We start from the raw sequence: 25,040 nt of genomic DNA, 5'->3' as shown, positions 1-25,040 counted from the left end.
GGAGCGGGGGTCGGGTAAGGGGGGCAGGCCTGTGCGCCGCTGGGAGTTCGTTGAGGGCAGTGCGTCGAAGTTCTGGGAGACCGGGGCGGAGGGCACCGTGGTGACCGTGCGGTACGGCCGGTGCGGAAGCGACGGGCGGACGCAGTCGAAGGAGTATCCGTCGGCTGAGGCGGCCGAGGCCCAGGTGCTGAAGACGATCGCCGAGAAGGAGCGCAAGGGGTATCGCGAGGTGGGGGCGTCCGGGAGCACGCCTGCCGCTTCCGTCCCCGCTGCCGGCTCCGTCCCCGCCGCCTCGCCCGCCCCCGAGGAGTCCGGGACGCTCCCGGACGAGGACACCTTCGTGCTGCCTGCCGCCTGGCAGCGGGCGCTCCATCCCCGGCGCGGCGGCGTGCGGCGTGCCCCGGGCAGGGTGCGCCGCGAGGAGCTAGACACACTGGAGCGCAGGGAAGCCGAGGAGACGGGCTGGATCCAGCAGTTCATGGACGCGCCCCGCAGCGACGACGCGCTCGTGGCCGCGCTGCGCACCCACCGGGCGGGGGCGCACTCGCCGACCGGCGCGGCGGTGCTGGCGTCGGTCGTCGCGGTGCCGCCGACGTCCGGGTGGGCGGATCTGTGGATCGCCCGGCACGGGCTGCCGTTCGCCGCACGTGCCGCCGTGGAGTACTTCCTGGTCGAGGCGCACTGGATGCAGTCCGGTGCGCAACGCTCCGATCCCTGGCTGGAGGCGCGCACCGCGCCCCTCACCACGCATCTGTACAGCCATCTGGGCTCGCACGGCCCGGTCGGCGACCGCGTCCGGGCGCTGATCGCCGCTGCCGACGAGGAGACGTACCGCGCGACGGTCGCCGCGCTCGCGGAGTCCCGCACGGACACCCCGCGCAAGGTCATCGCCTCGTACCTCGCGCCGAGCAAGACCGCCTGGGTCGACGAGCTCTGCTCGGACCCCGAGGCGACCGGCTCCAGGGACCACACCATCGGAGTGATGCTCCTCTGCTCGCTCCGTTCCGCCGATCAGCTGGAGGCGCTCAGCGACCCCCCGGGCGTGCACGAGAGCGTCGCGCTGACCGCGACGGTGGCGGAGGGCGTCGGCACGGCCGTCGCCCCGCTGCTGGCCCAGGGCCTCCAGCCCAGCTACTACGCGGACACGACGAAGAAGGCAGCCGCTGCCCTGGCCGAGATCCCGACGGACGAGGCACTGCGCCTGCTGCTCCGCCACGCGGACTCCAAGCACACCCGCGCCGCCCTCTTCGAAGCGATGCGGCGCTATCCCGTGCGCGCCCTGCGTCTGCTCGCCGAGGAGGTCCGCGACAAGGACGAGCAGGGGGCCAAGGACGCGCGCCGATGGCTGTTGAGCCATGTTGCCGCGCACCCCGCGCTGGTGTCCTCGGTGCTGCCGACGCTCGGGGACGATCTCGTGGCGGTGATCGATCCGCTGCTCAACCCCGTGGACCGTGTCCCCGACACCGACGCGAGCGCCCTGCCCTCCGTGCTGACGTCCCCGCCGTGGACCCGGCCGCGGGCGACGGCCGCGCCCGTCGTCGTGACGGGGCTGACCGCTGATCACGCGCCGTCGGTGGACTGGCTGCCCGGGGAGCGGGACGCCTGGGCGGCGTCCTCCAGCTGGTACACCGAGGCGCACGGCAGCGGTGACTGGGAGAGGGACATCGCCGGGCTGTGGCAGGGTCTGACCGGATCGAGCCTGCAGTCCGCCTGGGTCTACATCAACGCGCCGGAGGAGCTGGTGGCCGAGGCGCTCGCCGTCTGGGATCCGACCGACATCTACGACGGCCTGGACACCCTCAGGCCGGTCGTCGCGCGTTTCGGGCTCGACGCCCTGCCGCTGCTGCTGCGGGCCGTGCCCCGCCAGCCGGGCTCGCTCGCCCCGCTGCTGCTGCCGTTCGTCGACGTGTCCGTCGCCCGGCACATGGCGAGCTGGACGCTGCGGCTGAAGTCGACGGCGGCGACGGCGCGTTCCTGGTTCCGGCGGCACGGTGTCACGGCCGCCGCGTTCCTCGTTCCGGACGCCGTGGGCAAGGCAGGGGCCGCCCGCCGGGCCGCCGAGCAGGCCCTCGTCCTGATCGCCTCCCTGCACGGGCCCGACACGGTGCGGAAGGCGGCCGCGACGTACGGCGAGCCGGCGGCGGAGGCGGTGGGTGTGCTGCTGGCCGTTGACCCGCTGGAGCTCGCCCTGCCCTCGACGGTGCCTCAGCTTCCCGGCTGGGCCCAGCCGCTGCTGCTGCCGCAGATCGCGGCACGGGCCGGGGGCGCACTGCCGGAGGACTCGGTGCGCCATGCCCTGACCATGCTGGCCATGTCCAGGCCCGGAGACCCGTATCCGGGCCTCACCGCGGTCACGGACGTGGCGGAGGCCGGCTCGCTCGCCGAGTTCGTGTGGGCGCTGTTCGAGCGGTGGAGGGAGGCCGACCAGCCGGCGAAGGAGGCATGGGCGCTGCACGCCCTGGGGCTGCTGGGCGACGACGGGACGGTCCGGCGGCTCACCCCTGTCATCCGTGCCTGGCCGGGAGAGGCCGCGCACCACCGGGCCGTCGAGGGGCTGGACGTGCTGGCAGAGATCGGCACGGATGTGGCGCTGCTGCATCTGCACGGCATCGCACAGCGGGTGAAGTTCAAGGGCCTCAAGGCGCGCGCCCAGGAGAAGATCGCCGAGGTCGCCGCAGGACTGGGGCTGTCCGGCGAGCAGCTGTCCGACAGGCTCGTCCCGGACTTCGGCCTGGACGCGAGCGGTTCGACGGTCGTCGACTACGGTACGCGCACCTTCACGGTCGGATTCGACGAGCAGTTGCGGCCGTTCGTCCTGGACGGTGAGGGGAAGCGCCGCAAGGACCTGCCCGTGCCCGGCGCGAAGGACGACGCGGAGCTGGCTCCGGCCGAGCGCAAGCGGTTCATGGCGCTGAAGAAGGATGTGCGCACGATCGCGTCCGACCAGGTGCGCCGGTTCGAGGCCGCGATGGTGACGGGGCGTTCCTGGACGGCGCAGGAGTTCCGCGAGCTGTTCGTGGGACATCCGCTGCTGTGGCACCTGGTGCGCCGTCTGGTGTGGCTGAGCGAGACGGACGGGGTGCGCACGGCGTTCCGGGTCGCGGAGGACCGTACGTTCGCCGATGCCGAGGACGATGCCTTCGCTCTGCCCGACGGGGCGACCGTGTACCTCGCGCACCCGCTGCACCTGGGGGCCGGGCTCGCCGCATGGTCGGAGGTGTTCGCGGACTACGAGATCCTCCAGCCGTTCCCCCAGCTGGGCCGCGCGGTGGCGGCACTGGGCCCGGAGGAGGCCGACAGCTACCGGCTGCCGCGGTTCGAGGGGCTCAAGGTGACGACGGGCAAGGTGCTGGGGCTCCAGCGGCGCGGGTGGGAGCGCGGCGTGCCCCAGGACGCCGGGGTGGAGCGCTGGATCTCCAAGCGGCTCGGCGACAAGGAGTACCTGGTGATCGCGCTGGACACCGGCATCGCCGTGGGCGTGGTCGACATGTTCCCCGACCAGACCCTGGAGACGGTCTGGCTCGCCTCCGCTCCGGGCGACCACTACCCCGCGAGGCACGGCTACCCTCTGCGCTTCTCCGGCCTGGACCCGGTCGTCGTGTCCGAACTGCTCGCCGATCTCGCCGAACTCACCGAGGGCGTGGCCGCGTGAGCGGGCTGGTGGACACGACGAGGCACTGACCAGGGCCTTCGGGGCACCGGCCCTGGCCGCCGCCCGCCGCACGTTCGAGCGCGGTTACGGTGCGCGCGTGCACCACCCCACCTCCGACCGCCCGGAGCCCTGGGTGGAACTCCCCACGTGCACCGTGCGCTTCCCGGTTCCCGGTTCCCGGTGAGATCGCCTACGCCCTGACGGACGCCGCCGCAGCACTGCGCGGCGAGGTGGTGGCCCTCGCCGTGTGGGCCTTCCGCGCCGCCACCGAGGAGGGCGGGCAGGACACCGTCCAGGTCGGCGGTCCTCCCACGGCCCGTACCGCCGCCGGAGGTTCACCCGCGCTGGACCACGCGGCATCCCTGGCCGACGAGTTGCTGATGACGGGAGTCGTCCACGCGAGCCCGGTGCTCGCCGGTGCGCTGACCCGTGCCGCCGAGGCGCTCACCGCCGGATCCCTGCACTGGCCGGCCGGCGCCGTCGCCGAACTCGCGGAACGGCTCACCGCCTACACCACCCGCAGCGCCGACCACCGCCCCGAGCTCGTCGCGGAGCTGCTCACCGAGATCCATGCCCGGCGCAGGGCCGCCGCGCTGCCGTCGGTCCTCGGGGTGCGGGAGCCCGGCGACACACCGCTGCGCCGCGTGCGGCTCACCGCGCTCGGCTGCCGGGTCCGCACGACCGCTGCCGGAGCCGCCGCAGAGGTGTACTTCGCGCATCCGGGAGCAGCCGCCGTCCTCGTGCTCCACAAGCAATGGGCCGCCGCCGACGGACAGGAGCTGACGGGCCACCGGCTGTCCGCGCGCCGTCACCTCGGTACGACACTGAGCAGGCTGGCCACGGGCAATCCGGTCAGTGAGAGCGCCCGGCGCACCGCGAGCCGAGCGCTGACGATCTCCGGCAACAGAGTGGGCGCCACGAGCGTCACCCCGGCCGGCGCCTCCTGGACCGAGCTGCCCGGCTCCCTCCTGGTCCGCGATCTGAGGGCACTGGCCCGGGCCTGCGGCCTGGCGCGTGCCGCGGCCCTGCTCCGGGCCTTCCTGGAGGCGACGGGCGCGCCCGGCTCCGCCGGGTCCGCCGCCTGGCTGGAGGCCCAGCTGCACATCCTGGTCAGCCGTGAACTCCTGGACGTGGGAAGCGGCTGACGGTCACGGCCGGTCCAGGTAGGCGAGCCCGGGGTGGACCTTGGTGTAGCCGTCGACCAGCCGGCGGGCCACCGAGACGGAGTCGACCAGCGGGTGCAGGGCGAAGGCCCGCACGGCCGCCGCCCGGGAGCCGGTCTCCGCGGCCTCCAGCACGGCGCGTTCCACGGCCTTCACCGCGGTGACCAGCCCGACGGCGTGGTACGGGAGCGGATCGACGGTCACCGGGTGCGCGCCGTCGGCGTCGACCATGCAGGGCACCTCGATGACGGCGTCCTCGTCGAGCACCCGGAGGGTGCCCCTGTTGCGGACGTTGAGGATCAGCGAGGTGCGTTCGTTGCGGGCCACGGCCCTCATGAGGGCGAGGGCAACCTGCTCGTAGCCGCCGGACTCCAGGTCGCTCTCCTCGCGCTCGCCCGCCCCTGCCACGTCCCTGTTCTCCGCCATGTACGTGGCTTCGCGTTCGGCGCGCGTACGGTCCCAGGTGGCCAGCGGCGGGGCGGCCGGGTCCTTCATACGGGCGTAGAAGCCCTCCTGCTGCTCGCGGAGAAAGGCGCCCCGGGTCTGTTCGGCCTCCTGGTAGGCGCGGACGGCTTCCCGGTTGAAGTAGTAGTAGTGCAGGTACTCGTTGGGGACCGACCCGAGCGAGCGCAGCCAGTCCGGGCCGAAGAGCCTGCCCTCCTCGAACGAGCCGAGCAGCTCCGGGTCGGCCAGCAGGCGCGGGAGTTCGTCGCGGCCTCCGACGTGCAGACCGCGCACCCAGCCGAGGTGGTTGAGCCCCACGTAGTCGATCCGCGCCCGGTCGGGGTCCGCGCCGAGGACGCGGGCGATCCGGCGGCCCAGTCCCACGGGCGAGTCGCAGATGCCGATGACGCGGTCGCCGAGGTGCCGGGACATCGCCTCCGTGACCAGCCCCGCCGGGTTGGTGAAGTTGATGACCCATGCGTCGGGTGCGAGCCGCGCGACGCGCCGGGCGAGGTCCACCGCTACGGGTACGGTGCGCAGCCCGTAGGCGATACCTCCGGCCCCGACCGTCTCCTGGCCGAGGACGCCCTCGTCCAGCGCGACCCGCTCGTCGGCCGCCCGGCCTTCGAGTCCCCCGACCCGGATCGCGGAGAAGACGAAGTCCGCTCCCCGCAGGGCCTCGTCGAGATCCGTCGTGGCGAGGACGGCGGGCGCGTCACCGATGCCCCCGGCCTGTTCGACGAGGACCCGGGCGACCGCGGTGAGCCGGTCGGCGTCCGTGTCGTACAGGGTCACCCGTGTCACGCGGCCTTCGGCGTGGTCGCCGAGCAGCGCCCCGTACACGAGAGGGACCCGGAATCCGCCACCGCCAAGAATTGTCAGCTTCACGCTGCTCGATGGTACGGGGCACGCGGCCGGGTGCCCTGGACCCGGAGGACCAGGGCACCCGGCACGGCGTCCGGTGTCAGTGTCCGTTCCACCAGCGCACCACGGCCTGCCAGAGCTTCGGCGGCCTGCTCCGCTGCGCCGGGACGGCCACAGGGGTGTCGGACGGCGCGTGCGGGGCGGCGGCCTGCGCCCCGCCCGGTGCGTAGCCGGCCGGTACGGTCCCCGCGGGCCGCGGCATCGCGGGCGAGGCCACCTCCCAGTCGGCCTGCGACCGGGCACGGGAGACCGCGGGCAGCGGTTCGGCGTCGATCTCCTGTTCAGGGCTCGGGGCAAAGCTCGCGGGCAGCTCCACCAGGTGCCGTGAAACGAAGTTCCCGACCCAGCTCAACTGGCTCTCTTCCACGCTGAGTTCGAGGTCGGGAAGGCGCATCAGCAGGGCGTCGACACCGACGTCCGCGATGGCGCGGCCGATGTCCTGGCCCGGGCACTCGTGGGGGCCGCTGCTGAATGCCAGATGCGCGCGGTTGCCCTCCATGCTGGCGGTGAGGTCGGGCCGCACGGCGGGGTCGGTGTTGGCGGGGGCGATGCCCACGATCAGGGCGTCACCGGCCTTGATCTGCTGCCCGCCGAGCTCGGTGTCGCCCACCGCCCAGCGGCCGAGGACCGAGGTGAACGGCGGCTCGTCCCAGAGCGTCTGCTCGACCGCCTCGGGGACGGTCATGTGCCCGCCGCTGAGCCGGGCGCGGAACCTGGGGTCGGTGAGGACCATGCGCAGCACGTTGGCGATCAGGTTGGTGGTGGTCTCGTAGGCGACGATCAGCACCACCCGCAGGTGCTCGCTGACCTCCTTGTCGGTGAGGCCGGCGGGATGTTCGACCAGCCAGGTGGCGAAGTCCTCGCCGGGCACCTTCCGGCGTCGCTCCACCAGCCGGTCCAGCGCGCCGATCACGTAGGCGTTGCTCGCGACGGCGGTCTCCGACCCCCGGGTCATGTCACGGGCGGCCTGCACCAGGCGGTCGTTGTACTCCTCCGGCATGCCGATGATCGCGCACATCACCATCATCGGGAGTCGCTCGGCGAACTGGCTGACCAGTTCGGTGCGGCCCTCCTTGCAGAAGTCGTTGACGAGCCGGTTGCTGTACCGGTTGATGTGGCGGCGCACCCCGCGGGTGTCGATGCGCGCCATGCTGTCGGTGACCGCTCCGCGCAGCCGTTCGTGGGTGGCGCCCTCGGCGAAGGAACACACGGGCTGCCAGGTGAAGACCGGGGCGAGCGGGTGGTCCGGGGCCACGGTGCCCTCCTGCAGGGCGCGCCAGCGGCGCGAGTCGCGGGAGAACTGCGAGGGGGTACGGGTCATGTGGAGGTTCTCGCTGTGCCCGAGCACCAACCAGGCGGGAACGTCCCCGTGCATCAGGACGGGCGCCACCGTCCCGTGTTCGGCGCGCAGCTTCTCGTACAGTCCGGCGGGGTCGGCCTCGGCCTCGGGGCCGAAGAGACGGCGCAGGCCGCCGGGGCCCGTACCCGTGGCGTGCGCGGGGCATTGCGGGGGTGGCACCGGACCTGTGGCCGATCCGGGTTCGTACGGGAAGGGGGTTGTCACAGTGGCTCCAGGAATATGGCGTACGCGAGACGGGCACGTGGGGGACAGGGCCCGTTCGGAGACGGATGTGTGCCGGTGGTCAGGCGAGCGGCACGGCGAGGCGGTGCAGATAGCGCATCAGGGTCATCAGCACGTCGCGGCTGGAGGTGCGCAGCCGGGCGTCGCAGTCGATCATCGGGACCTCGTCCGGCAGATCGAGGGCGCTGCGCAGTGCCTCGACGGGGTGATGGGGTGCGTCGGGGAAGGTGTTGACGGCGACGACGAAGGGCACCCCGCGCTCCTCCAGCCTGCCGATGACGTCGAAGCTGACCTGGAGCCGCCGGGTGTCGATCAGGACGACGGCTCCGAGTGCTCCTTCGAACAGCCCGTTCCACAGGAACCAGAAGCGTTCCTGGCCGGGGGTGCCGAACAGATAGAGGATCAGTTCGTCGCTGAGGCTGATCCGGCCGAAGTCCATGGCGACGGTGGTGGAGGTCTTCGTCTCCACGCCCACGTTGTCGTCCACGCCGACACCGGCCTGGGTCATGGTCTCTTCGGTCGTCAGGGGCCGGATCTCGCTGACCGAGCCGACCATGGTCGTCTTGCCGACCCCGAACCCTCCGACGACGACGACCTTCACCGCGGCCGTGGCCGTACTGGGAAGGACGTCCTCGCTGCGGGGGCCCGTGATCGTGTCAGAGCTTCTGAAGTCCATGCATCACCGCTTCGAGGAGGGACCGGTCCGGGAGCGCGGCGCGGACGATGGGCGCGCGCGATTCGATCAGTTCGGTCGCCAGGAGTTCTGTCAGGAGCGAGGTGACCACGCTGAAGGGCAGGCTCAGATAGGCCGAGATCTCGGCCACGGACAGCGGCGCCTTGCAGAGCCGCAGGATCGCGGCCTGCTCGGGCTGGACCGTGGGCGACGGTTCGGCCTGCGCCACCACCATCGTGACGAGGTCGAGTGCCGCTCTCTCGCCGTCGGTGTCACCGGTGATCACATACAGCCGTTCCGGGTCGCTCAATTCCGGGTCGGCCTTGCGGCGTTCTCGTCGGGGAGGGCTCATCCGGCCTGCCCGTCGTGGCGCGGAGGACTCGTCAGATGCGCCCCGATGCGGACGACCATGTCGCGCATACGGGCTCCGACGAGGCCGGCGTCGACCGTCTCCCCGGCCAGCACCGCGAGGTAGGCGCCGGTTCCGGCCGCCATCAGGTAGAAGAACCCTCCGGTGACCTCGATGACGACGAGCTTCATCAGGCCGTCGCTGTAGGGGATTTCGGTGGCGACGGCCGCCGCCAGGCTCTGCAGCCCGGCGCAGGCGGCGGCGAGGCGGTCGGCGACGTCGGGGTCACCGCCGTGGCGGGCGATGCGCAGTCCGTCGGCGGAGAGCACCACGATCTGGTGGATGCTCGGTACGTCGTCGGCCAGTTCCTTGAGCATCCAGTCCATGTTTCCCCGTTGCTGGATCACTTCTGGTCTCCCTTGTCCCACGCGTCGTCAGAGTCTTCGCCGTTGTCCTGGTCCTTGGGCACACCGTTGACCGCCTGGGTGAATGCCTCCAGCCAGAGACCGGGAGGTGCCGTGTCGCCGCCGTGTCCGTTGCGCGCGGCGGGGGGCTCGGCGGCCGGCGCGGACTGCTGCGGGAGGTTGTGCGAGCCGAGCGGTGCGCGGCCCCGGCTTCGGCGCTGCGGAAGCCCGCCCGCGGTCCACTCGGTGACCACGATCTCGTCGTCCCCCATGGCGGCCGCCGGGGTGGCGGGCCGTGCGGCGGATGCCGCCGGTGCGGGGACGGGGGCGGCCGGAGCGGCGACCGACGGGACGGGCCCGGTCGCGGCGGGACGCACCTTGTGCTTGCCGCGCGGGGGCACGACGTGCTTCATCTGCGACATGTCGAGCGAGCTCTGGGGCCGCGAGGTGGCGCCGATGCCGTGTGCGATGCCGGGAGCGGGCCCGGTGGTGATCATGTCGCGGGGTACGACGAGCACGGCGCGGACACCGCCGTACGCGGACTGCCGCAGGGATACCTGGAGTTGGTACATCCGGGCGAGCCTGCCGACCACGGCCATGCCGAGGCGCGGGGACTCCCCCAGGTCGTTCATGTTGATGCCTGCCTGAGCCTGGGCGAGCATGTTCTCGGCCCGCGCACGCGCCTCCTCGCTGAGGCTGACTCCGCCGTCCTCGATCTCGATGGCGATGCCGGTCTGCACCTCGACGGCGGTGACGTGCACCCGCGTCTGGGGCGGCGAGTAGCGGGTCGCGTTGTCGAGGAGTTCGGCACAGGCGTGGATCAGCGGTTCGACGGCCGTGCCGACGATGGCGACCTTGGCGATCGAGTGCAGGTCGACGCGCTGGTACTCGAGGATGCGGGACATCGCGCCGCGCAGCACGCTGAAGAGCGGTACGGCCTTGGGCCACTGACGGCTGGGGCGGGCGCCGCCGAGCACGGCGATGGAGTCGGCGAGCCGGCCGATCAGCGCGGTGCCGTGGTCGATGCGGAGCAGGTCGTCGAAGACCTCGGGGTTGCGCCCGTGGTGGTCCTCCATCTCCCGGAGCTCACTGGCCTGTCGGTGGACGATGGCCTGGACGCGGCGGGCGACACTGACGAAGGCGCGCTGCGCGGAGTCACGCATCGCCTCCTCGTTGTCGATGATGTCGAGGACCTGGAGGACCAGGGCGCGCTGCGCCTTGGGGAGGTTGCGGTAGGTCTCGTCGGCGTCGACGATGTCGCGCATCACCTCCTGCGGCGAGTTGCTGGCACGCAGCCTGCGGATCGCGGCGGGCAGGAGCTCCTTGGTGAGCCGTACGGTCTCCTGGTCGTGCGAGGCGATGCGGTGTTCCAGGAACGCGATGCGCTGTTCGTACTGCGCGCGCTGGACGTGCGTCGCCCGGCGGCGGCGGTTGAGCACGACGGCGAGCGTGGCGACCACGACGGTGGCGATCGCACCGCACAGGACGACTGCCACCCGCGTGTCCCCGGTGACCGGCACCGCGCCGGCGGTGGTGGCTCCGGCCATCAGCACAACGGGCAGGAGTGCGGCGCGGATTACCGGGATGTCTCTGTTGGTCGGCGGTGATTCAACACGGACCATCTAAACCCTCTGGCGGTTGATTCGGGAGGTATACGCACTTGTTCGGACAGTTATGAACGAGTGCGCGAATTCATATCAACTCGACTTCACTGCGCGTGAGCCTAGCCAGATCAGATCAGTGCTTCGGCACATTCGCCCAACCCCCTGCGCGAGCACGCCGGCGGTAATACACTCGCCAGTTTTCGCACTCACCGCCGTCAGACGTGCGCGAGGAGTGACATCCACAGGGAATCAGCCCAAACCGGACTACTTTGTCCTGCTGATAAGGACAAGATCCCAGAAAGGCACGCTGGAGCAGCCCGCGAATTTCCAGCGACAAAGCCGAATAATCCGATCAGTTGAGCGAAAACCTTCCGCAGATACGAATACCCCTGTCCCGCAGAACAGGACAGGGGTACATGTGATCGAATCGGATCGAAAAGGAGCAGATCCTTGAGCGACGGACGGGTGTACGCATGCGCCTGCGCCCGGCCGTCACGATGCGGCGCCGTGGTCGAACTCCCGCCCGACCCGCCGGAAGCGGCGGTTCACCACCCCCATGACCATGACGGAGAGTGAGATCGCTCGTCAGGCTCGGCGCCTCGCCGAAGGGAGCGACGGTGCGTCAGCGGCGGCCTCCGCCGAGGCGGCCCTCCAGCTGTACCAGCAGCTCGCCGAGCTGTTCGCTGAGCCCGCCGCGCGTCTCGTCGTCCAGCCCGGAGAGCACCGACCGCTCGTAGGCGAGCTGCTCGGGCAGCAGCCGGTCGACCAGCTCGCGCCCCTCGTCGGTCAGCCCGACATGGGCGACCCTGCGGTCGCGGGCGTCACTGCGGCGTCCGATCAGACCGGCTTCCTGGAGGGCGCGCAGGCGCTTGGTGACGGCGGCACCGGAGGAGAAGGTCTCACGGGCCAGCTCACCCGGGGTCAGCTCGCGGTCGGTGCGCCGCATCGCGCCGAGCAGATCGAATTCCGCCCGGGTCAGTCCGGCGGCCCGCAGCGGGGCGTCCTCGGCCTGCTGGAGAAGGGCCGCGCAGCGGTTGATTCGGCCGATGAGCTCCATCGGTCCGGTGTCCAGTCCCGGCTTGACGGCCTGCCACTGCCGTACCACCGAGGCCACGATGTCGTCGGTCACACCGCTCCGTTCGCCGGGGGCAGGGTGATCAGCCCCTGCCGTTGTGCTGTCGCCGCGAGCGTACGGTGTCCTGCCTGCTCAGCGGCGAGCAGCTCTTCCTCCGGCAGGGCGCGCTGCCACCATTCGCCGGACGCGACATCACTGGCGTCGCGCAGTTCCACCAGCGCGGCGGTGAGCCGCCTGCGCGCGGTTTCGAGCGCCAGGGGGTCCGCCTCGGGGTCGGCGACGGCCCGTTCGGCGCGCTCCCGGGCGTCCCCCGCCGCGGCGAGGGCCTGCTCCACACGGCCGGAAGCGCGCCGATTGGTGACGGCGACGGCGGCGAGGAAGCCGACGGCGACACCCACCAGGGTGTCCAGGGCACGGTCGGTGATGAGCTGACCCGCCGGCTGGAAGCCGCCGAATTCCAGGATCAGCAGGGCCATCGGGGTGACGGCGATGGAACCGAGCCAGTAGTTGCGGGTGATGAGGGCCTCGGCGGCGAAGCTGAAGAACAGGACGCACAGCACGAGGGCCAGCGGGCCGATACGGGCGACCGGGATGACCGCGGCGAAGACCAGGACGCCGAGGAGGTTGCCGACGGTCCGCTGCACGGCCCTGCTCCAGGAGAGGGCGAGATTGGGCTGGTAGACGGAGGCCGCGGTGACGATGGCCCAGTACGGGTGGCCCACGCCGAGCGCCCAGGAGGCATAGCCGGCCAGGGCGGTCCCGAGGAGGGTGCGGAAGGCGACGGGCAGCACGGGCGAGCCGGGGCCGAGTGCGCGCAGCAGCCTGCGCCGCGCCTCGCGCCTGCCGCGCCGCATGCGCTGACCGGCCCGTTCGGCGTCGATCCCGAAGAGCTGCTCGACGGTGCCGGGCGCGGGCGGCGGGCTGGGGACGGGGCCGCGCGCCCGGGTCTCCTTCGCCCATCGGCGCAGCTGCTCGGGGTCGACGCCGCGGACGGGGCCGTCGACCGCCGTGGTGGCGAGCGCGCGCTCGGCATGGACGACGAGCCTCTCCAGTCCCTGGCGTACGGGGGTGGGCCGGCCTGAGGCGAGGAGCGCCTGCCAGGCGGCCTGAACCGCTGCCGCGGCGGCGTGCCGGGTCCGGTGACCGGGTTCCGCCGCGTACGCCGCTGCCGCGTCGAGGGCGCGGGCGGTGGCGAGGCGCTCGGGCCCCTCCCTGCGCCAGAGGGCCGGCCCCGCCGTGACCAGCCAGGAGAAGGCGCCCGCGGCCAGCATCAGCGCCATGTGCCCGGGCACCTGCCCCAGCTCCTGCGGGACGAAGAGCGCGGCCGATGTGACGAACGCGAAGATCACGTTGCCGGGAGGGCCGATGCGGGTGGCGTCGCAGAAGGTCTTCTGCACGGCGGCGAGCAGCGCTCCGACCGCGATCAGGACAGCGGTCGAGTCGGTGAGCGACGCCGTGACCAGGGCGACGGCGAAACCCGCGGCCATGCCGAGGATCACCCGGAGGACGGTGTGGGCCCGTCGGGCGTACGGCAGGTTGTGCCCGTACAGCGCGCAGAGCGAGCCGGCCATCGTGTACATCACGAGGTCGAGCCGGTCGAGCGAGTACAGCAGCAGATTCGGGACCGCCGAGGCGACCACCACGCTCAGCGCGGGCTTGTACCAGGTCTCCGCGGGGCTCCTCAGCCGCAGGACGCCAGTGACCGGCAGTTTGTGGACGGATGGCTTCCGGGGTCGCATGGCTGTATCACTCACCCATTTACCTTAACAGGTGTTACACCTGTAAAACACTTGGATCGTGCGCGGCTCCGCCTCCGGTAGCCGCCGCTTCCACGCCGCTCTAGCGTGCTGGACAACAGCGTAGGAAGGCGTGCACAGGCGCGCGCATCGGGAGGAAACGGGATGAAGCTCATGAAGCCGGTGCCGGGAGGGCCCTGCTGGGTCGAGCTCAGCACGCCGGACGTGCCGGGCGCCCAGGCCTTCTACGCGGCGGTCTTCGGGTGGCGGTCCGAGACCGACCCCCGCCCCGAGGCCGGCGGCTACACAATGGCGCGCATCGGCGAGGACGCGGTCGCCGCCCTGACCCCCGTCTACCGCCCGGACCAGCCGCCGTCCTGGACGGTCTCCTTCGCCACCGAGGACGCGGACGCGTCGGCGGAGGCGGTGCGCGCGGCCGGCGGCACCGTGCTGATGGGGCCGATGGACGTCTTCGACCAGGGCAGGTTCGCCGTGGCCGCCGATCCGTCGGGGGCGGCGTTCTGCCTCTGGCAGGCACGCGCCTTCCCGGGCGCGGGGCGCTTCAACTCCCCCGGCGCCCTGGGCTGGACCGAACTGCGCACCTCCGACCCACAGGGAGCGCTCGCCTTCTATCCGGCCGTGTTCGGCTGGACGGTCGACGCGTCGGAGCACTTCACCCACTGGGGCGTGGAGGGGGCGGCCTTCGGCGGTCTCAAGGAGCAGTCACCCGACGAGGCCGAGGAGACCGGGCCGCACTGGCTGCCCTACTTCACGGTCACCGACACGGAGACCACCGCCGCCACGGTGCTGAGCGCGGGCGGCGAGCAGCTCGCACCGCCGAGGCACGTCCCCGGCGGCCCCTGGGTCGCCGTCGTCCGCGACCCCCGGGGCGCGCGCTTCGGCCTCCGCACTCCCTGAGGGCTGTCCCGTCAGGGACGAGGGGGCAGCCCCTGGAGCGCCTCCTCCGGACGAAGGTCCACGGGTGCCACCTCGAACCTCCCGGCCCGGCCCGCCGTCACCTGGCCTCCTCCGGCACCCGGAAGGTCTCGGCGGCGTCCGACACCCGGTGCATCAGGTCGAAGAGCGTCCGCCGCTCGTCCGCGGAGAGCGGGCCGAGGAAGACCTGGTTCATCCGGACCGTGCGCAGGGCGAGCTTCCGGTGGGTGTCCGCGCCCTCCTCCGTGAGGCGCAGCAGGGAGCGCCGGCCGTCCTGGGGGTCGCGCACCTTGTCGAGCAGCCCCCGGCGCAGCAGCCGGCTGACGACCTCGGCGATGGTGGACCGGTCCAGGCCGACCCGCTCCCCCACCGTGCGCTGGTCGAGGCCGGGTTCGGCGGTCAGCGCGTTGAGCACGGCGAACTGGGGCGAGGTGGTCTCCTGCGAGACCATCGCGTTCCAGAGCAGGTGGTGCGCCTGCTGGAGACGCCGGGCCAGGTGCCCGGGGTGGGTGCTCAGGTCGACCGCCTGCACGGCACGCCCTCTCTGTCGGCCGCCGGCCGACGGTGTCGCCGGCCGACGGATCACCGTGGGCCGGGCGCCCCGTCGGCCCCGGATCGCTGTGGGCCGGACCCTCCGCCGGCCAGGATGTCGAAGATACACAGTGCACTGAGGGTCTTGACCGTGACAGCGACCTCTGGATAGCTTCACGGACATCGCATTTACTCAGTGTACTGAGCATTATCAGCTTTCACGGAGCCGTGACATGACCGCACGTGACCTTCCCGCCCAGCCCCTGCCCGACGGACTGACCCAGCAGGAGATCGACACGGAGGTGGCCAAGGCGCAGGCCGCCGCGGTGCCGGGTGCCTCCCATCCGCCGCGCGACTATCCCCCGTACCGCAGCAGCCACTACCGCCACCCGCACCGCTCGCTCATACCCCTGCGCGACCCGGAGGCGGTCGAGCTCTCCGGGCCCGCGTTCGGGGTCACCGATGTGACCGCGCTGGACCGGGACCTCACCGCACAGCACCACGGCGAGCCGCTCGGTGAGCGCATCACCGTGACCGGCCGCGTGCTGGACCGGGCCGGCCGGCCCGTGCGCGGACAGCTGGTCGAGGTGTGGCAGGCAAACGCCTCGGGGCGGTACGCCCACCAGCTCGACCAGCACCCGGCGCCGCTCGACCCGAACTTCACCGGTTTCGGACGCTGCCTCACCGATGACGACGGCGGCTACTCGTTCACGACCGTCAAGCCGGGTGCCTATCCGTGGCGCAACCACACCAACGCCTGGCGCCCCGCGCACATCCACTTCTCGCTGTTCGGCACGTCGTTCAGCCAGCGGCTCGTCACCCAGATGTACTTCCCGGGTGATCCGCTCCTCCCGTACGACCCGGTGATCCGCTCCGTCACGGACCAGGCCGCGCGCGAGCGGCTGGTCTGCGCGTACGACCACGATCTGTCCGTTCCCGAGACGTCCCTCGGCTACCGCTGGGACATCGTCCTCGACGGCCCGTGCGCCACCTGGACCGAGGAAGAAGGCGACGCCTGATGTCCCACGCACCGACTCCCTCCCAGACCGTGGGTCCCTTCTACGGTTACGCCCTGCCCTTCCCCGGCGGCGGCGAGGTCGCCCCGGCGGGCCACCCCGACACGATCACCGTCCACGGCTACGTCCTCGACGGCCAGGGCGTCCCCGTGCCCGACGCGATCGTCGAGACCTGGCAGCCCGCGCCCGACGGATCGCGCACCGGCCTCCCCGGTTCACTGCGCCACGACCCCTCGTCGGGGAAGGTGATCGGGCGCAACGGCGTGGACTTCACCGGCTTCGGCCGGGCGCCGACGGACGCGGACGGCCGATGGGTCGTACGCACCCTGCCGCCGGGTGGCGCCCCCTACATCTGTGCCGCCGTCTTCGCCCGCGGTCTGGTCCACCACCTCTTCACCCGGGTGTACCTCCCCGACCTGCTGGACGGGGCGGCCGGGGCCGGCGACCCGCTGCTGGAGTCGCTGGACGCCGAGCGCCGCGCCACACTGGTCGCGACGCGCACGGACCCCCGCACCTACCGCTTCGACATCCGTCTCCAGGGCGACGGCGAGACGGTCTTCCTGGAGTTCAGCTGATGCACGAGAGCGACGCCGGCCTTCTCGCCCCCGGGCGGGCCGGCTCCGCGGCCGAGGCCGCCACCGGCGACCACGCCTTTCTCCAGGCGCTCCTGGACGCCGAGGCGGCTCTCGCGCGGGCCCAGTCCGCCTGCGGGCTGGCTCCCGCGGGGGCCGGGCGGGCGGTCACCGGGGCGGCGGAGGCCGAGCGGTTCGACGTACGCGATCTGGCGCTGCGGGCGCGGTCCGGCGGCAATCCGGTGATCCCCCTGGTCGCCGCGCTGTCGGGGGCGGTCGACGAGGAGGCCCGGCCGTATGTGCACCGGGGCGCCACCAGCCAGGACATCCTGGACACCGCGGCGATGCTGGTCGCGTCCAGAACCCTGTCGTCCGTCCTGGCCGACCTGGACCGGACCGCCGGCGCGCTGGCCCGGCTGGCGGCCGAGCACCGCGACACGCCGATGCCCGGCCGCACCCTGACCCAGCACGCCGTGCCGACCACCTTCGGCCTCAAGGCCGCGGGCTGGCGGTCCTCGGTGCTGGACGCGCGGGACCGGCTGCGTGCGGTACGGGACTCGCTGCCCGCCCAGCTCGGCGGCGCGGCGGGCACGCTGGCCGCCTTCGCCACGGATGCCTCCGGGACCGGTGGGGACACAGGCGGGCTCGGGCTCGTCGCGGCCTACGCGCGGGAACTGGGCCTGGCCGAACCGCTGCTGCCCTGGCACACCCTGCGTACCCCCGTCGCCGACCTGGCAGGTGCGCTCGCCCTCACCGCGGGCGTGCTCGGCAAGACGGCGGCCGATGTGCTCACGCTCTCCCGTACGGAGATCGCCGAGCTCGCGGAGGGCTCCGGCGGCGGCTCGTCCGCCATGCCGCACAAGGCCAACCCGGTGCGCGCCACCCTGATCGCCGCCGCCGCGCGCCGCGCGCCCTTCGCGGCGGCCACGCTCTACGGCTCGCTCGCCGCCGAGGACGAACGGCCCGCCGGGGCCTGGCACGCCGAATGGGAGCCGCTGCGCGACCTGCTGCGCCTGGTCGGCGGCGCCGCCCGGGACGCGGCGGAGCTCGCGGAGGGGCTCCGGGTCTTCCCCGAAACGATGCGGAGCCATCTGGGACTGACCGGCGGCCTGATCGTCTCGGAGCGGCTGGCCGCCGTCGCCGCCGCCCGGGTGGGCCGCGCACGCGCCAAGGAGATCCTCACCGAGGCCGCGGCGCGCTCCCGGGACGAGGGCACGACCCTCGCCGGGATCCTCGCGGCGGAGCCCGCCTTCGAGGGCCTCGATCTCGAAGAACTGACCGACCCCGCCCGGTACACCGGCTGCGCCGGGCCCTTCACCGACCGCGCTCTGGAGCGCCGATGACCACGACACCCGCCCGTCTCCTCCACCACCGCGCCGAAGGTCCGGCGAGCGCTCCCGCGCTCCTGCTCGGCCCGTCGCTCGGTACGTCCACCGCCCTCTGGGACGGGGTCGCCCCCGAACTCTCCGCCGCCCACCGGGTCGTGCGGTGGGACCTGCCGGGGCACGGGGGCTCGCCCGCCGGTCTGATCGCCCCCGGGGCGGCCGTCGCCGATCTCGGGGCCCTGGTGCTGGAGCTCGCCGACTCGCTGTCCCTGGAGCAGTTCTCGTACGCCGGGGTCTCGCTGGGCGGCGCGGTGGGCCTCTGGCTCGCCGCCCACCACCCCGAGCGCGTCGACCGCCTGGCGGTCGTCTGCTCCTCCGCCCACTTCGGCGACCCGGGCCCCTGGCGGGAGCGCGCCGCGCTGGTGCGCGCCGAAGGGCTCGGGAAGGTCGCGGAGAGCGCGGCCGGCCGCTGGTTCACGCCCGGGTTCACCGAACCCCGGCTGCTCGACGACCTCCTGGGCACCGACCCCGCCGCGTACGCCGCGTGCTGCGACGCGCTGGCGGACTTCGACCTGCGGGACGCGCTCTCCGACGTGCGGGCGCCGACGCTGGTCGTCGCGGGCCGCGAGGACCCGGCGACGCCTCCCGCGCACGCACGGGAGATCGCCGACGGAATCCCGGGCGCGGCCCTCACCGAGCTGCCGCACGCCTCGCACCTGGCGCCGGCGGAACGCCCGGCGGCCGTGCGGGAGGCGCTGCGCGCCCACTTCGCGCCCCGGGAGCGCGGCAGCGGCACCGTCGTACGCCGCGAGGTCCTGGGCGATGCCCACGTCGACCGGGCCCAGGCCGCGACCTCGGAGTTCACCGCGCCGTTCCAGGACTTCATCTCCCGCTACGCCTGGGGCGAGATCTGGACCGACCCGACGCTGTCCCGGCGCGAGCGCAGCCTCATCACGCTGACCGCCCTGGTCGCGCACGGCCATTACGGCGAGCTGGCGATGCATGTCCGCGCGGCCGTACGCAACGGCCTCAGCCCCCAGGAGATCGGCGCGGCGCTCCTGCAGACGGGGGTCTACTGCGGGGTCCCCGCGGCCAACTCCGCGTTCTCGGTGGCCGAGCGGGTGCTCTCCGAGATGGCGGAGAGCGAGCCGGAGAAGGCGGAGTAGACGCCGGTACGGGGCGGCGTCCGGCAGGGCCGGGCGCCGCCCCGTACGCGTGCGCGAGAGATACCGGCCCGGGGCTCAGCCGAAGCCGCGGGCGTCCTGCTTGAGGGCGGTGTCCACGGTCAGGGCCGTCGCCACGACGAGGCTCAGCAGCGGCTCGGGCAGCTGGTAGTGGATCTGGAGCACGTAGTTGTCGGCCGTGGTGAACATCGTCTTCGCCAGGCCCTCCCAGGTCTTGGTGATCCGGGCGATCTCGGCGTCGTTGTGGTCGACGATGGCGAAGTTCCAGGCGCGCCAGTTCTCCGCCTTGATCGCTCCGACCTGCCGGCCGTCGGCCATCATGGCGAAATTGATCTTGCCGATGGCGTTCTGCTGCACGATCTCGCCGACGGGCTGTCCGTCCGGGCGCTGCACGACGACCCGCGACTTGATGAACTTCGCCGGGCGGGTCAGCAGCAGCTGCGGCTGACCGTAGGCGTCGCGGATCTCCAGCCGGTGGGTGAGGTACTGGTCGATGCTGGACACGAACCTGAGCACCTTGCGCGCGGTGCTCTGGCCGACCTGGACGACCGAACCGACGGTGTTGCCCTGCTGGTCGAAGACGCTGTACTCGTTGGTGAGCTCGATCAGCTTGGCCTTCTGGTTCACGACCAGGACCTGCTGGTCGAAGAGCGAGCCGGCGCCGGGCACGCCCTGCTGGGGAGCCGCCTGCTGAGGAGCGAACTGCTGCTGCGGCACCACGGGCTGCGGCTGCGCCGCCTGGACCGGAGCCTGGGCCTGCGCCGGGGCCTGAGCCTGAGCGGCCTGGGGCTGAGCCGCGGGCTGGGCCTGGGCGGTCTGGGCCGGGTGGGTGTGTTCGGTCCACCTGGAGCCGTCCCAGTAGCGCAGCAGCTGGGGTGCGCCATGCGGATCGGGATGCCAGCCCGCAGGTACGTTCGATTGCGTCGTCACCGCGGCACACTATCCTGCCAAGCTGTGGGCCGGACTCATTGAACATTCACACACCATTACGATGGCGGCGATGACCGGAGAGAGCGGGCGGACGACACGGCGGCGGGGCACGAACAGCCTGCCCGTCGCCCTGGCATGGGCGCTGATGCTCCTGGCCGTGTTCCTCTGCTGCTCGCACACCGCCACCGCCGCGCCCCGCGACGACGCCTCCTCCCGGACCGAGGTCCGGGCCTTCACCCCTGTGCCGTCGGCGGTCGTGTCCGTCGTCGTGGCCGACTCACCGGCCGAGCGCGGGGTCGGCAGCTCCTGTCACGGCACGACGGACCACTCGTCGGCCGTGGTCCTGCCCGGGCACGCCGCTCCCGTGGCGCTGCCCTGCGGCTCGGCCGCGCCCCGTGCCGCTCCGCCCACCGGCGCGGCGCCCATCCGGGGGCCCTGCAACGACGGCGTGGACGCCGTCGACCGTCTGCGTCTTCAGGTCCAGCGGATCTAGAGGCCGGATCTCCGCCCTCCCGCGCCGTGAGAGCGCCTCAGGCGGCACGTCCGTATGCCCTCTTCCCCGCGTAGCGCACGTTCCGCGCACGCCATCCGCCGAATCCGAGGACCTGAGACATGGCTTCCGCCAAGAACCAGAACAGCTCTGCCGCCGCTCGCCGCGCCAAGCTCGACGAGGCCCGCCGCAAGGAGCGGGCCCGCGAGCGCCGCAGCCGCATCATCACCATCACCGCTGCCGTCGTCGTGCTCGCCGGCCTCGTCGCGGGGGGCGGCTATCTGATGTCGGCCGCCGACGAGCAGGACAAGGCCGAGGAACAGGCGAAGACCTCCCCCGTCACCGGCGAGAAGTCCTGGGACAAGCTGACCCAGAACCACGTCGAGAAGGCCGTCGACTACCCGATGAACCCGCCCGTCGGCGGTGACCACAACCCGGTCTGGATGAACTGCGACGCCGACGTCTACACCGAGGCGATACCGAACGAGAACGCCGTCCACTCCCTGGAGCACGGCGCCGTCTGGGTCACGTACAACGAGAAGGCGAAGGACGCCGACGTCGAGGCGCTCGCCGAGCGCGTGTCCAAGACGCCCTACTCGCTGATGAGCCCCGTGGCCGACCAGAAGGACCCGCTGATGCTCAGCGCCTGGGGCAAGCAGCTCACGGTGAAGAGCGCCACGGACGCACGGGTCGCGCAGTTCTTCACCAAGTACGTCCAGGGAGCGCAGACCCCTGAGCCGGGCGCCGCCTGCTCGGGCGGGATCGCCAAGTGACCTCGACGGCGCGCTCCTCCCGGTCACTGGTGTGGGCGGGGGCCGTGGTGTTCGTGGTGGCGGTGGGGCTGGTGCTGCTGATGGTCGTACGGCCGTCGGAGGCCTCCCCCTCCGGCTCGGGGACGTCCGGCTCCGGGACCTCCGCGACCGCCCCGGCCGAGAGCTCGGCCGATGTGGGCTTCGCCCGGGACATGTCGGTCCACCACCAGCAGGCGGTGGAGATGGCGTTCATCGTCCGGGACCGCACGGACGACGAGGCCGTGCGACGGCTCGCGTACGACATCATCAACACCCAGGCCAACCAGCGGGGCATGATGCTGGGCTGGCTGGAGTCGTGGGGCAGGCCCAAGAGCTCGGACCGGGCGCCGATGGAGTGGATGGGCCACCCCGCCACCCCGGACGACGGAGCGCTCATGCCGGGCATGGCAACCGACACCCAGCTGGACCGGCTGCGCGCCGCCAAGGGCAGGGATGCCGAGGTGCTGTTCCTGCGGCTGATGACCGTCCACCACCGCGCGGGCGCCGACATGGCGCGGGCGGCGGCCGGTTCGGCGCGGACGGACGAGATCAGCGACCTGGCGGCGGGCATGGCCCGCGCCCAGGAGTCCGAGATCACGCTCATGGCGGACATGCTGGAGGCCCGGGGCGCGAAGCCCTGATCCCCACCGGCGCGCGAGGGTGCCCGGGTCCGGTGGCGGCCGTCACCGGACCCGGGCCCTCGACACCGCGAATTCACCTGCCGCCCACGTCCTTCTCATGGGCGTGACACCGTAGGCCCGCCCCGCCGCCCGACACTTCCTGACGAGTCATGGACATGTCCCTCTCACGACAGGAAGCATCTGTGCGCACGCACCGCTCGCCTCGCCTGGCGGCCTCCGCCCTCCTCGGTACGGCACTGATCACCCTCGTCCCGCTGTCCCCCGCCCACGCGCGGTCCCTGCCGTCCGTCGGTGCGACGTCGGAGACGGCGGCGCTGTACGACGACGAGGCGGGGGACAACGCCAACGCCGACGACCCGGCGATCTGGCGCAACGACGCCGACCCCGGCCGGAGCCTGGTCGTCGCCACCGCCAAGGAGGGCGGGCTCCGGGTCTACGGCCTGGACGCGTCCCTGGTCCAGTCCCTCCCGGCACCCGCGGCGGCCTCGGAGGACGACGCCCCGGGCCGGTTCAACAACGTCGACCTGCTCACCGGGCTCGGCACCCCGACGGGCCGCGCCGACGTCGCCGTGGTGAGCGACCGGGGCAACGACCGCCTCCGGATCTACCGCGTCGACCCCTCGCAGCCGGGCGGTCCGCTCAAGGACGTCACCGACCCCGCCGCGGCCCCGGTCTTCTCGTCGGACCAGGCCGAGATCAACGAGCAGCGGACGGTGTACGGGCTCGCCACCTGGCAGGACCGGTCGACCGGGCGCTCGTACGCGCTCGTCAGCCGCCGCAACACCACCGACCTCGCGCTGCTGGAACTCCGGCCGACGGCTGCGGGCACGGTGGGTTACAGCCTCGTCCGCACGCTCTCCCTGCCCTCGTCGTTCCGGCTCCCGGACGGCACCTCGTGGACGCCGTGCGGTGAGCCGGGCGAGCTGCCGCAGGTCGAGGGCATGGTCGTCGACCCGGAGAACGGCACCCTCTACGCGGGCCAGGAGGACGTCGGCATCTGGCGTCTGCCGGCCGGGCTGAAGGGCCGCCCGGTCCTGGTGGACAAGGTCAGGGAGTACGGCGTCCCCGGGACGTACGACCCGGAGACCGAGGAGTGCGCGCCGGGCACGGACCCGGGCTTCGGCGGCAAGCGGCTGGCGGCCGACGTGGAGGGGCTGACCCTTCTCCAGGAGTCCGGCGGTGACGGCTACCTCCTCGCGTCCGGCCAGGGTGACAACAGCTTCGCCCTGTACGACCGCGAGGTCTCCGAGGACAACGAGTACGAGGGCGGCTTCCGGGTCACCGCCGTCTCGGCCGACCTCGACGGCAGCGAGGAGTGCGACGGTGCCGCCGTGCTCGACGAGCCGCTGGGCTCCCGCTATCCGCGCGGTCTCCTGGTGGTCCAGGACGGACACGAGACCTCGGCGGCGGGCGGCGGGGAGGGCAGGGAGGCGACCGGCTTCAAGTTCGTCGACCTGGGCGTGGTGAAGGACGCGGCGGACCTCTAGGGGCCCCGTGCGGGCCGGGCCGGGCTCGCGCGCCCCGGTGACGCACATCGCCACCACCGCGGGACCGGCCCCGACGGGCATCACATAGGCTCGTCGACGATATGAAGAGCTACCTCGCGCCCCTGGGGTCCAAGGCCGACAAGGACACCGTGCGACGCCACAATCTGAGCCTCGTGCTGCGTGCCGTACGGGACGAGGGCGAGGCCGGCGAGGCGACCCGGGCCGGGGTGTCGGCCCGGGTCGGACTCACCAGGGCCGCGGTGTCCTCCCTGGTCGAGCAGCTGCTGGACAGCGGTTTCGTCACGGAGTCGGGCAAGACGTTCAGCGGGCAGGCCGGGCGCCCCGGTACGGCCCTGAAGGTGGCCCGCACCGGGCCCGCCGGGCTCGGCGTCGAGGTCAACATCGACTATGTGTCGGTGTGCGTCGTGGACCTGGCGGGCACCGGACGGGTCCGGCAGACCGAGCACCTGGACAACCGCGGCGCGCCCCCGGAAGAGGTGCTGGCCAGGGCCGCGGCGATCGCCGCCCGGACCCTGGACTCGGCGCGGGAGCAGGATCTCCGCCCGGTCGGTACGGCCCTCGCGCTGCCGGGACTCGTGTCGGGCGGCTCGGTGCGCCAGGCGCCCAACCTGGGCTGGAACCAGGTCGCGGCCGAGGAACTGTTCGCCGACGCCCTCGCCGCCCAGCGGCCGGGCACGGGTCCGCTGCCGGTGCGTTCGGAGAACGAGGCGAATCTCGCGGCGCTGGCCGAGCTGTGGTTCGGCGGGCTCGACACGGTCCGCAGCTTTCTCTATCTGACGGGCGAGATCGGTGTCGGTGGCGCCCTGGTGCTCGACGGGGAACTGCTGCGCGGCGCGCACGGTTTCGCCGGGGAGATCGGCCATGTGGTGGTGGACCCGGCGGGCCCGGAGTGCCGGTGCGGGTCGCGCGGCTGCCTGGAGCAGTACGCGGGCCAGTCGGCCCTGCTGCGGGCCGCGGGCATCGACGAGGCGGCGGGCGGGGCGGCCGCCGTGATGGAGCTGGAGCGGCGCGCCCAGGCGGGCGACCCCGTGACGCTGGCGGCGGTGGCCGAGGCGGGCCGGATGCTGGGGCAGGTGCTGTCCGGCGCGGTGAATCTCTTCGACCCGGACGCGGTGGTGCTCGGCGGGATGTACCGGGGTCTGATGCCGTGGCTCTCGCCGCCCGCCGACGAGGAACTGACGGGCCGTGTGGTGTCCGGGCTCTGGACGCGGGGCGGCGGAAGGCTGCGCGCGTCGTCCGTCGCGGGTGACGCGGCTCGGGGCGCCGCGGCGCTGGTGGTCCAGGACGTGCTGGCCGACCCGGCCGCCTACGCCCGGCCCGCGTCGCTGAGCTGACGGACGGCCGATAATGCCGGGCGGGCTCCGCTCCCCGCCGTCGAACGGCGAGGGGCGGAGCCCGCATATCTCCGGTCACCCGGGGGTGGGTCAGCGGACGCCGAGGAGGTGTTCCATGGCGAGCTGGTCGAGGGCTTCGAAGGCCATGGAGCGTTCGGCGGCGGTGGTGGCGTCGA

Annotated in this window: 22 protein-coding genes; 12 read left to right on the top strand and 10 right to left on the bottom strand. The window is 72.8% G+C overall.

The annotated features are described in order from the left end of the window. Nucleotides 1-31 precede the first annotated feature (31 nt). Entirely contained in the window at nt 32-3,652 is a 3,621-nt protein-coding gene (locus ACWCQM_RS32655) for a DUF4132 domain-containing protein (protein WP_450918682.1), read from the top strand. Nucleotides 3,653-3,885: 233 nt separating this feature from the next. Next, entirely contained in the window at nt 3,886-4,797 is a 912-nt protein-coding gene (locus tag ACWCQM_RS32650; RefSeq protein WP_450918681.1) for a hypothetical protein, read from the top strand. A gap of 3 nt (nt 4,798-4,800) precedes the next feature. Here ACWCQM_RS32650 and ACWCQM_RS32645 read toward each other — a convergent pair whose 3' ends face one another. The 8 genes from ACWCQM_RS32645 to ACWCQM_RS32610 form a co-directional block, all read right to left on the bottom strand. After that, nucleotides 4,801-6,147, bottom strand: coding sequence for a 6-phospho-beta-glucosidase (locus tag ACWCQM_RS32645; protein ID WP_450918680.1), 1,347 nt, complete (start codon nt 6,145-6,147; stop codon nt 4,801-4,803). 76 nt (nt 6,148-6,223) lie between these two features. Next, nucleotides 6,224-7,747 carry a cytochrome P450 gene (locus ACWCQM_RS32640; protein ID WP_450918679.1) on the bottom strand — a complete coding sequence of 508 codons (1,524 nt, stop codon included), beginning with the start codon at nt 7,745-7,747 and terminating at the stop codon, nt 6,224-6,226. 79 nt (nt 7,748-7,826) lie between these two features. Next, nucleotides 7,827-8,441: a GTP-binding protein gene (locus tag ACWCQM_RS32635; RefSeq protein ID WP_267078421.1), complete on the bottom strand. Its 615-nt coding sequence runs from the start codon at nt 8,439-8,441 to the stop codon at nt 7,827-7,829. Then, nucleotides 8,422-8,790 (bottom strand): DUF742 domain-containing protein, encoded by a 369-nt coding sequence (locus ACWCQM_RS32630; protein ID WP_267078420.1) that lies wholly within the window; start codon nt 8,788-8,790, stop codon nt 8,422-8,424. Before ACWCQM_RS32630 ends, ACWCQM_RS32635 begins: the two co-directional genes overlap by 20 nt. After that, on the bottom strand, nt 8,787-9,194 hold the full coding sequence (locus ACWCQM_RS32625) for a roadblock/LC7 domain-containing protein (protein ID WP_014049573.1): 408 nt from the start codon (nt 9,192-9,194) through the stop codon (nt 8,787-8,789). Before ACWCQM_RS32625 ends, ACWCQM_RS32630 begins: the two co-directional genes overlap by 4 nt. Further along, the gene (locus ACWCQM_RS32620) at nt 9,191-10,813 is read right to left on the bottom strand and encodes a sensor histidine kinase (RefSeq protein ID WP_450918678.1); all 1,623 of its coding nucleotides are present in this window, start codon (nt 10,811-10,813) and stop codon (nt 9,191-9,193) included. Before ACWCQM_RS32620 ends, ACWCQM_RS32625 begins: the two co-directional genes overlap by 4 nt. 604 nt (nt 10,814-11,417) lie before the next feature. Continuing rightward, nucleotides 11,418-11,924 (bottom strand): MarR family winged helix-turn-helix transcriptional regulator, encoded by a 507-nt coding sequence (locus ACWCQM_RS32615; protein ID WP_267078418.1) that lies wholly within the window; start codon nt 11,922-11,924, stop codon nt 11,418-11,420. Beyond that, nucleotides 11,921-13,609 carry an FUSC family protein gene (locus ACWCQM_RS32610; RefSeq protein ID WP_450918760.1) on the bottom strand — a complete coding sequence of 563 codons (1,689 nt, stop codon included), beginning with the start codon at nt 13,607-13,609 and terminating at the stop codon, nt 11,921-11,923. The genes ACWCQM_RS32615 and ACWCQM_RS32610 overlap by 4 nt, the downstream gene beginning before the upstream one ends. Before the next feature lie 162 nt (nt 13,610-13,771). Here ACWCQM_RS32610 and ACWCQM_RS32605 point away from each other — a divergent pair, with 162 nt between their 5' ends. Next, nucleotides 13,772-14,524 (top strand): VOC family protein, encoded by a 753-nt coding sequence (locus tag ACWCQM_RS32605; protein ID WP_450918677.1) that lies wholly within the window; start codon nt 13,772-13,774, stop codon nt 14,522-14,524. 97 nt (nt 14,525-14,621) lie between these two features. On the opposite strand, the gene ACWCQM_RS32600 is transcribed toward ACWCQM_RS32605, so the two are convergent. Then, nucleotides 14,622-15,074, bottom strand: a complete 453-nt coding sequence (locus tag ACWCQM_RS32600) for a MarR family winged helix-turn-helix transcriptional regulator (RefSeq protein ID WP_450918676.1) — start codon at nt 15,072-15,074, stop codon at nt 14,622-14,624. A gap of 232 nt (nt 15,075-15,306) precedes the next feature. Here ACWCQM_RS32600 and pcaH point away from each other — a divergent pair, with 232 nt between their 5' ends. From pcaH to pcaDC, 4 genes are read left to right on the top strand one after another with little or no spacing between them, the layout of a single operon-like run. After that, complete coding sequence (gene pcaH, locus ACWCQM_RS32595) at nt 15,307-16,092, top strand: protocatechuate 3,4-dioxygenase subunit beta (protein WP_450918675.1); 786 nt, start codon at nt 15,307-15,309, stop codon at nt 16,090-16,092. Continuing rightward, nucleotides 16,092-16,664: a protocatechuate 3,4-dioxygenase subunit alpha gene (gene pcaG, locus ACWCQM_RS32590; RefSeq protein ID WP_450918674.1), complete on the top strand. Its 573-nt coding sequence runs from the start codon at nt 16,092-16,094 to the stop codon at nt 16,662-16,664. Before pcaH ends, pcaG begins: the two co-directional genes overlap by 1 nt. Then, nucleotides 16,664-18,004, top strand: coding sequence for a 3-carboxy-cis,cis-muconate cycloisomerase (gene pcaB / locus ACWCQM_RS32585; RefSeq protein WP_450918673.1), 1,341 nt, complete (start codon nt 16,664-16,666; stop codon nt 18,002-18,004). The genes pcaG and pcaB overlap by 1 nt, the downstream gene beginning before the upstream one ends. Beyond that, complete coding sequence (pcaDC, locus tag ACWCQM_RS32580) at nt 18,001-19,152, top strand: bifunctional 3-oxoadipate enol-lactonase/4-carboxymuconolactone decarboxylase PcaDC (protein WP_450918672.1); 1,152 nt, start codon at nt 18,001-18,003, stop codon at nt 19,150-19,152. Before pcaB ends, pcaDC begins: the two co-directional genes overlap by 4 nt. A gap of 75 nt (nt 19,153-19,227) precedes the next feature. On the opposite strand, the gene ACWCQM_RS32575 is transcribed toward pcaDC, so the two are convergent. Continuing rightward, nucleotides 19,228-20,100 carry a phospholipid scramblase-related protein gene (locus ACWCQM_RS32575; protein WP_450918671.1) on the bottom strand — a complete coding sequence of 291 codons (873 nt, stop codon included), beginning with the start codon at nt 20,098-20,100 and terminating at the stop codon, nt 19,228-19,230. A 70-nt stretch (nt 20,101-20,170) separates the two neighbouring features. Here ACWCQM_RS32575 and ACWCQM_RS32570 point away from each other — a divergent pair, with 70 nt between their 5' ends. From ACWCQM_RS32570 to ACWCQM_RS32550, 5 genes are all read left to right on the top strand, one after another. Continuing rightward, entirely contained in the window at nt 20,171-20,593 is a 423-nt protein-coding gene (locus tag ACWCQM_RS32570; RefSeq protein WP_450918670.1) for a hypothetical protein, read from the top strand. A 119-nt stretch (nt 20,594-20,712) separates the two neighbouring features. Then, nucleotides 20,713-21,363 (top strand): DUF3105 domain-containing protein, encoded by a 651-nt coding sequence (locus ACWCQM_RS32565; protein ID WP_450918669.1) that lies wholly within the window; start codon nt 20,713-20,715, stop codon nt 21,361-21,363. Further along, nucleotides 21,360-22,022, top strand: a complete 663-nt coding sequence (locus ACWCQM_RS32560; RefSeq protein WP_450918668.1) for a DUF305 domain-containing protein — start codon at nt 21,360-21,362, stop codon at nt 22,020-22,022. Before ACWCQM_RS32565 ends, ACWCQM_RS32560 begins: the two co-directional genes overlap by 4 nt. A gap of 182 nt (nt 22,023-22,204) precedes the next feature. Next, complete coding sequence (locus ACWCQM_RS32555; protein ID WP_450918667.1) at nt 22,205-23,509, top strand: phytase; 1,305 nt, start codon at nt 22,205-22,207, stop codon at nt 23,507-23,509. Nucleotides 23,510-23,610: 101 nt separating this feature from the next. Further along, nucleotides 23,611-24,864: an ROK family protein gene (locus ACWCQM_RS32550; RefSeq protein ID WP_450918666.1), complete on the top strand. Its 1,254-nt coding sequence runs from the start codon at nt 23,611-23,613 to the stop codon at nt 24,862-24,864. The last annotated feature ends 176 nt before the right edge of the window (nt 24,865-25,040 follow it).

The sequence above is a fragment of the Streptomyces sp. NPDC002125 genome, from assembly GCF_053593715.1.
The sequence above is the reverse complement of the archived record's forward strand: the minus strand, read 5'-3'. Positions and strand labels throughout refer to the sequence as shown.

What these genes read in the sequence shown, in the direction of transcription:
- ACWCQM_RS32635 (WP_267078421.1), bottom strand. Translation starts at nt 8,441, where the DNA reads ATGGACTTCAGAAGCTCTGACACGATCACGGGCCCCCGCAGCGAGGAC.
- ACWCQM_RS32630 (WP_267078420.1), bottom strand. Translation starts at nt 8,790, where the DNA reads ATGAGCCCTCCCCGACGAGAACGCCGCAAGGCCGACCCGGAATTGAGC.
- ACWCQM_RS32620 (WP_450918678.1), bottom strand. Translation starts at nt 10,813, where the DNA reads ATGGTCCGTGTTGAATCACCGCCGACCAACAGAGACATCCCGGTAATC.
- ACWCQM_RS32610 (WP_450918760.1), bottom strand. Translation starts at nt 13,609, where the DNA reads ATGCGACCCCGGAAGCCATCCGTCCACAAACTGCCGGTCACTGGCGTC.
- ACWCQM_RS32605 (WP_450918677.1), top strand. Translation starts at nt 13,772, where the DNA reads ATGAAGCTCATGAAGCCGGTGCCGGGAGGGCCCTGCTGGGTCGAGCTC.
- pcaH (WP_450918675.1), top strand. Translation starts at nt 15,307, where the DNA reads ATGACCGCACGTGACCTTCCCGCCCAGCCCCTGCCCGACGGACTGACC.
- pcaG (WP_450918674.1), top strand. Translation starts at nt 16,092, where the DNA reads ATGTCCCACGCACCGACTCCCTCCCAGACCGTGGGTCCCTTCTACGGT.
- pcaB (WP_450918673.1), top strand. Translation starts at nt 16,664, where the DNA reads ATGCACGAGAGCGACGCCGGCCTTCTCGCCCCCGGGCGGGCCGGCTCC.
- pcaDC (WP_450918672.1), top strand. Translation starts at nt 18,001, where the DNA reads ATGACCACGACACCCGCCCGTCTCCTCCACCACCGCGCCGAAGGTCCG.
- ACWCQM_RS32570 (WP_450918670.1), top strand. Translation starts at nt 20,171, where the DNA reads ATGACCGGAGAGAGCGGGCGGACGACACGGCGGCGGGGCACGAACAGC.
- ACWCQM_RS32565 (WP_450918669.1), top strand. Translation starts at nt 20,713, where the DNA reads ATGGCTTCCGCCAAGAACCAGAACAGCTCTGCCGCCGCTCGCCGCGCC.
- ACWCQM_RS32550 (WP_450918666.1), top strand. Translation starts at nt 23,611, where the DNA reads ATGAAGAGCTACCTCGCGCCCCTGGGGTCCAAGGCCGACAAGGACACC.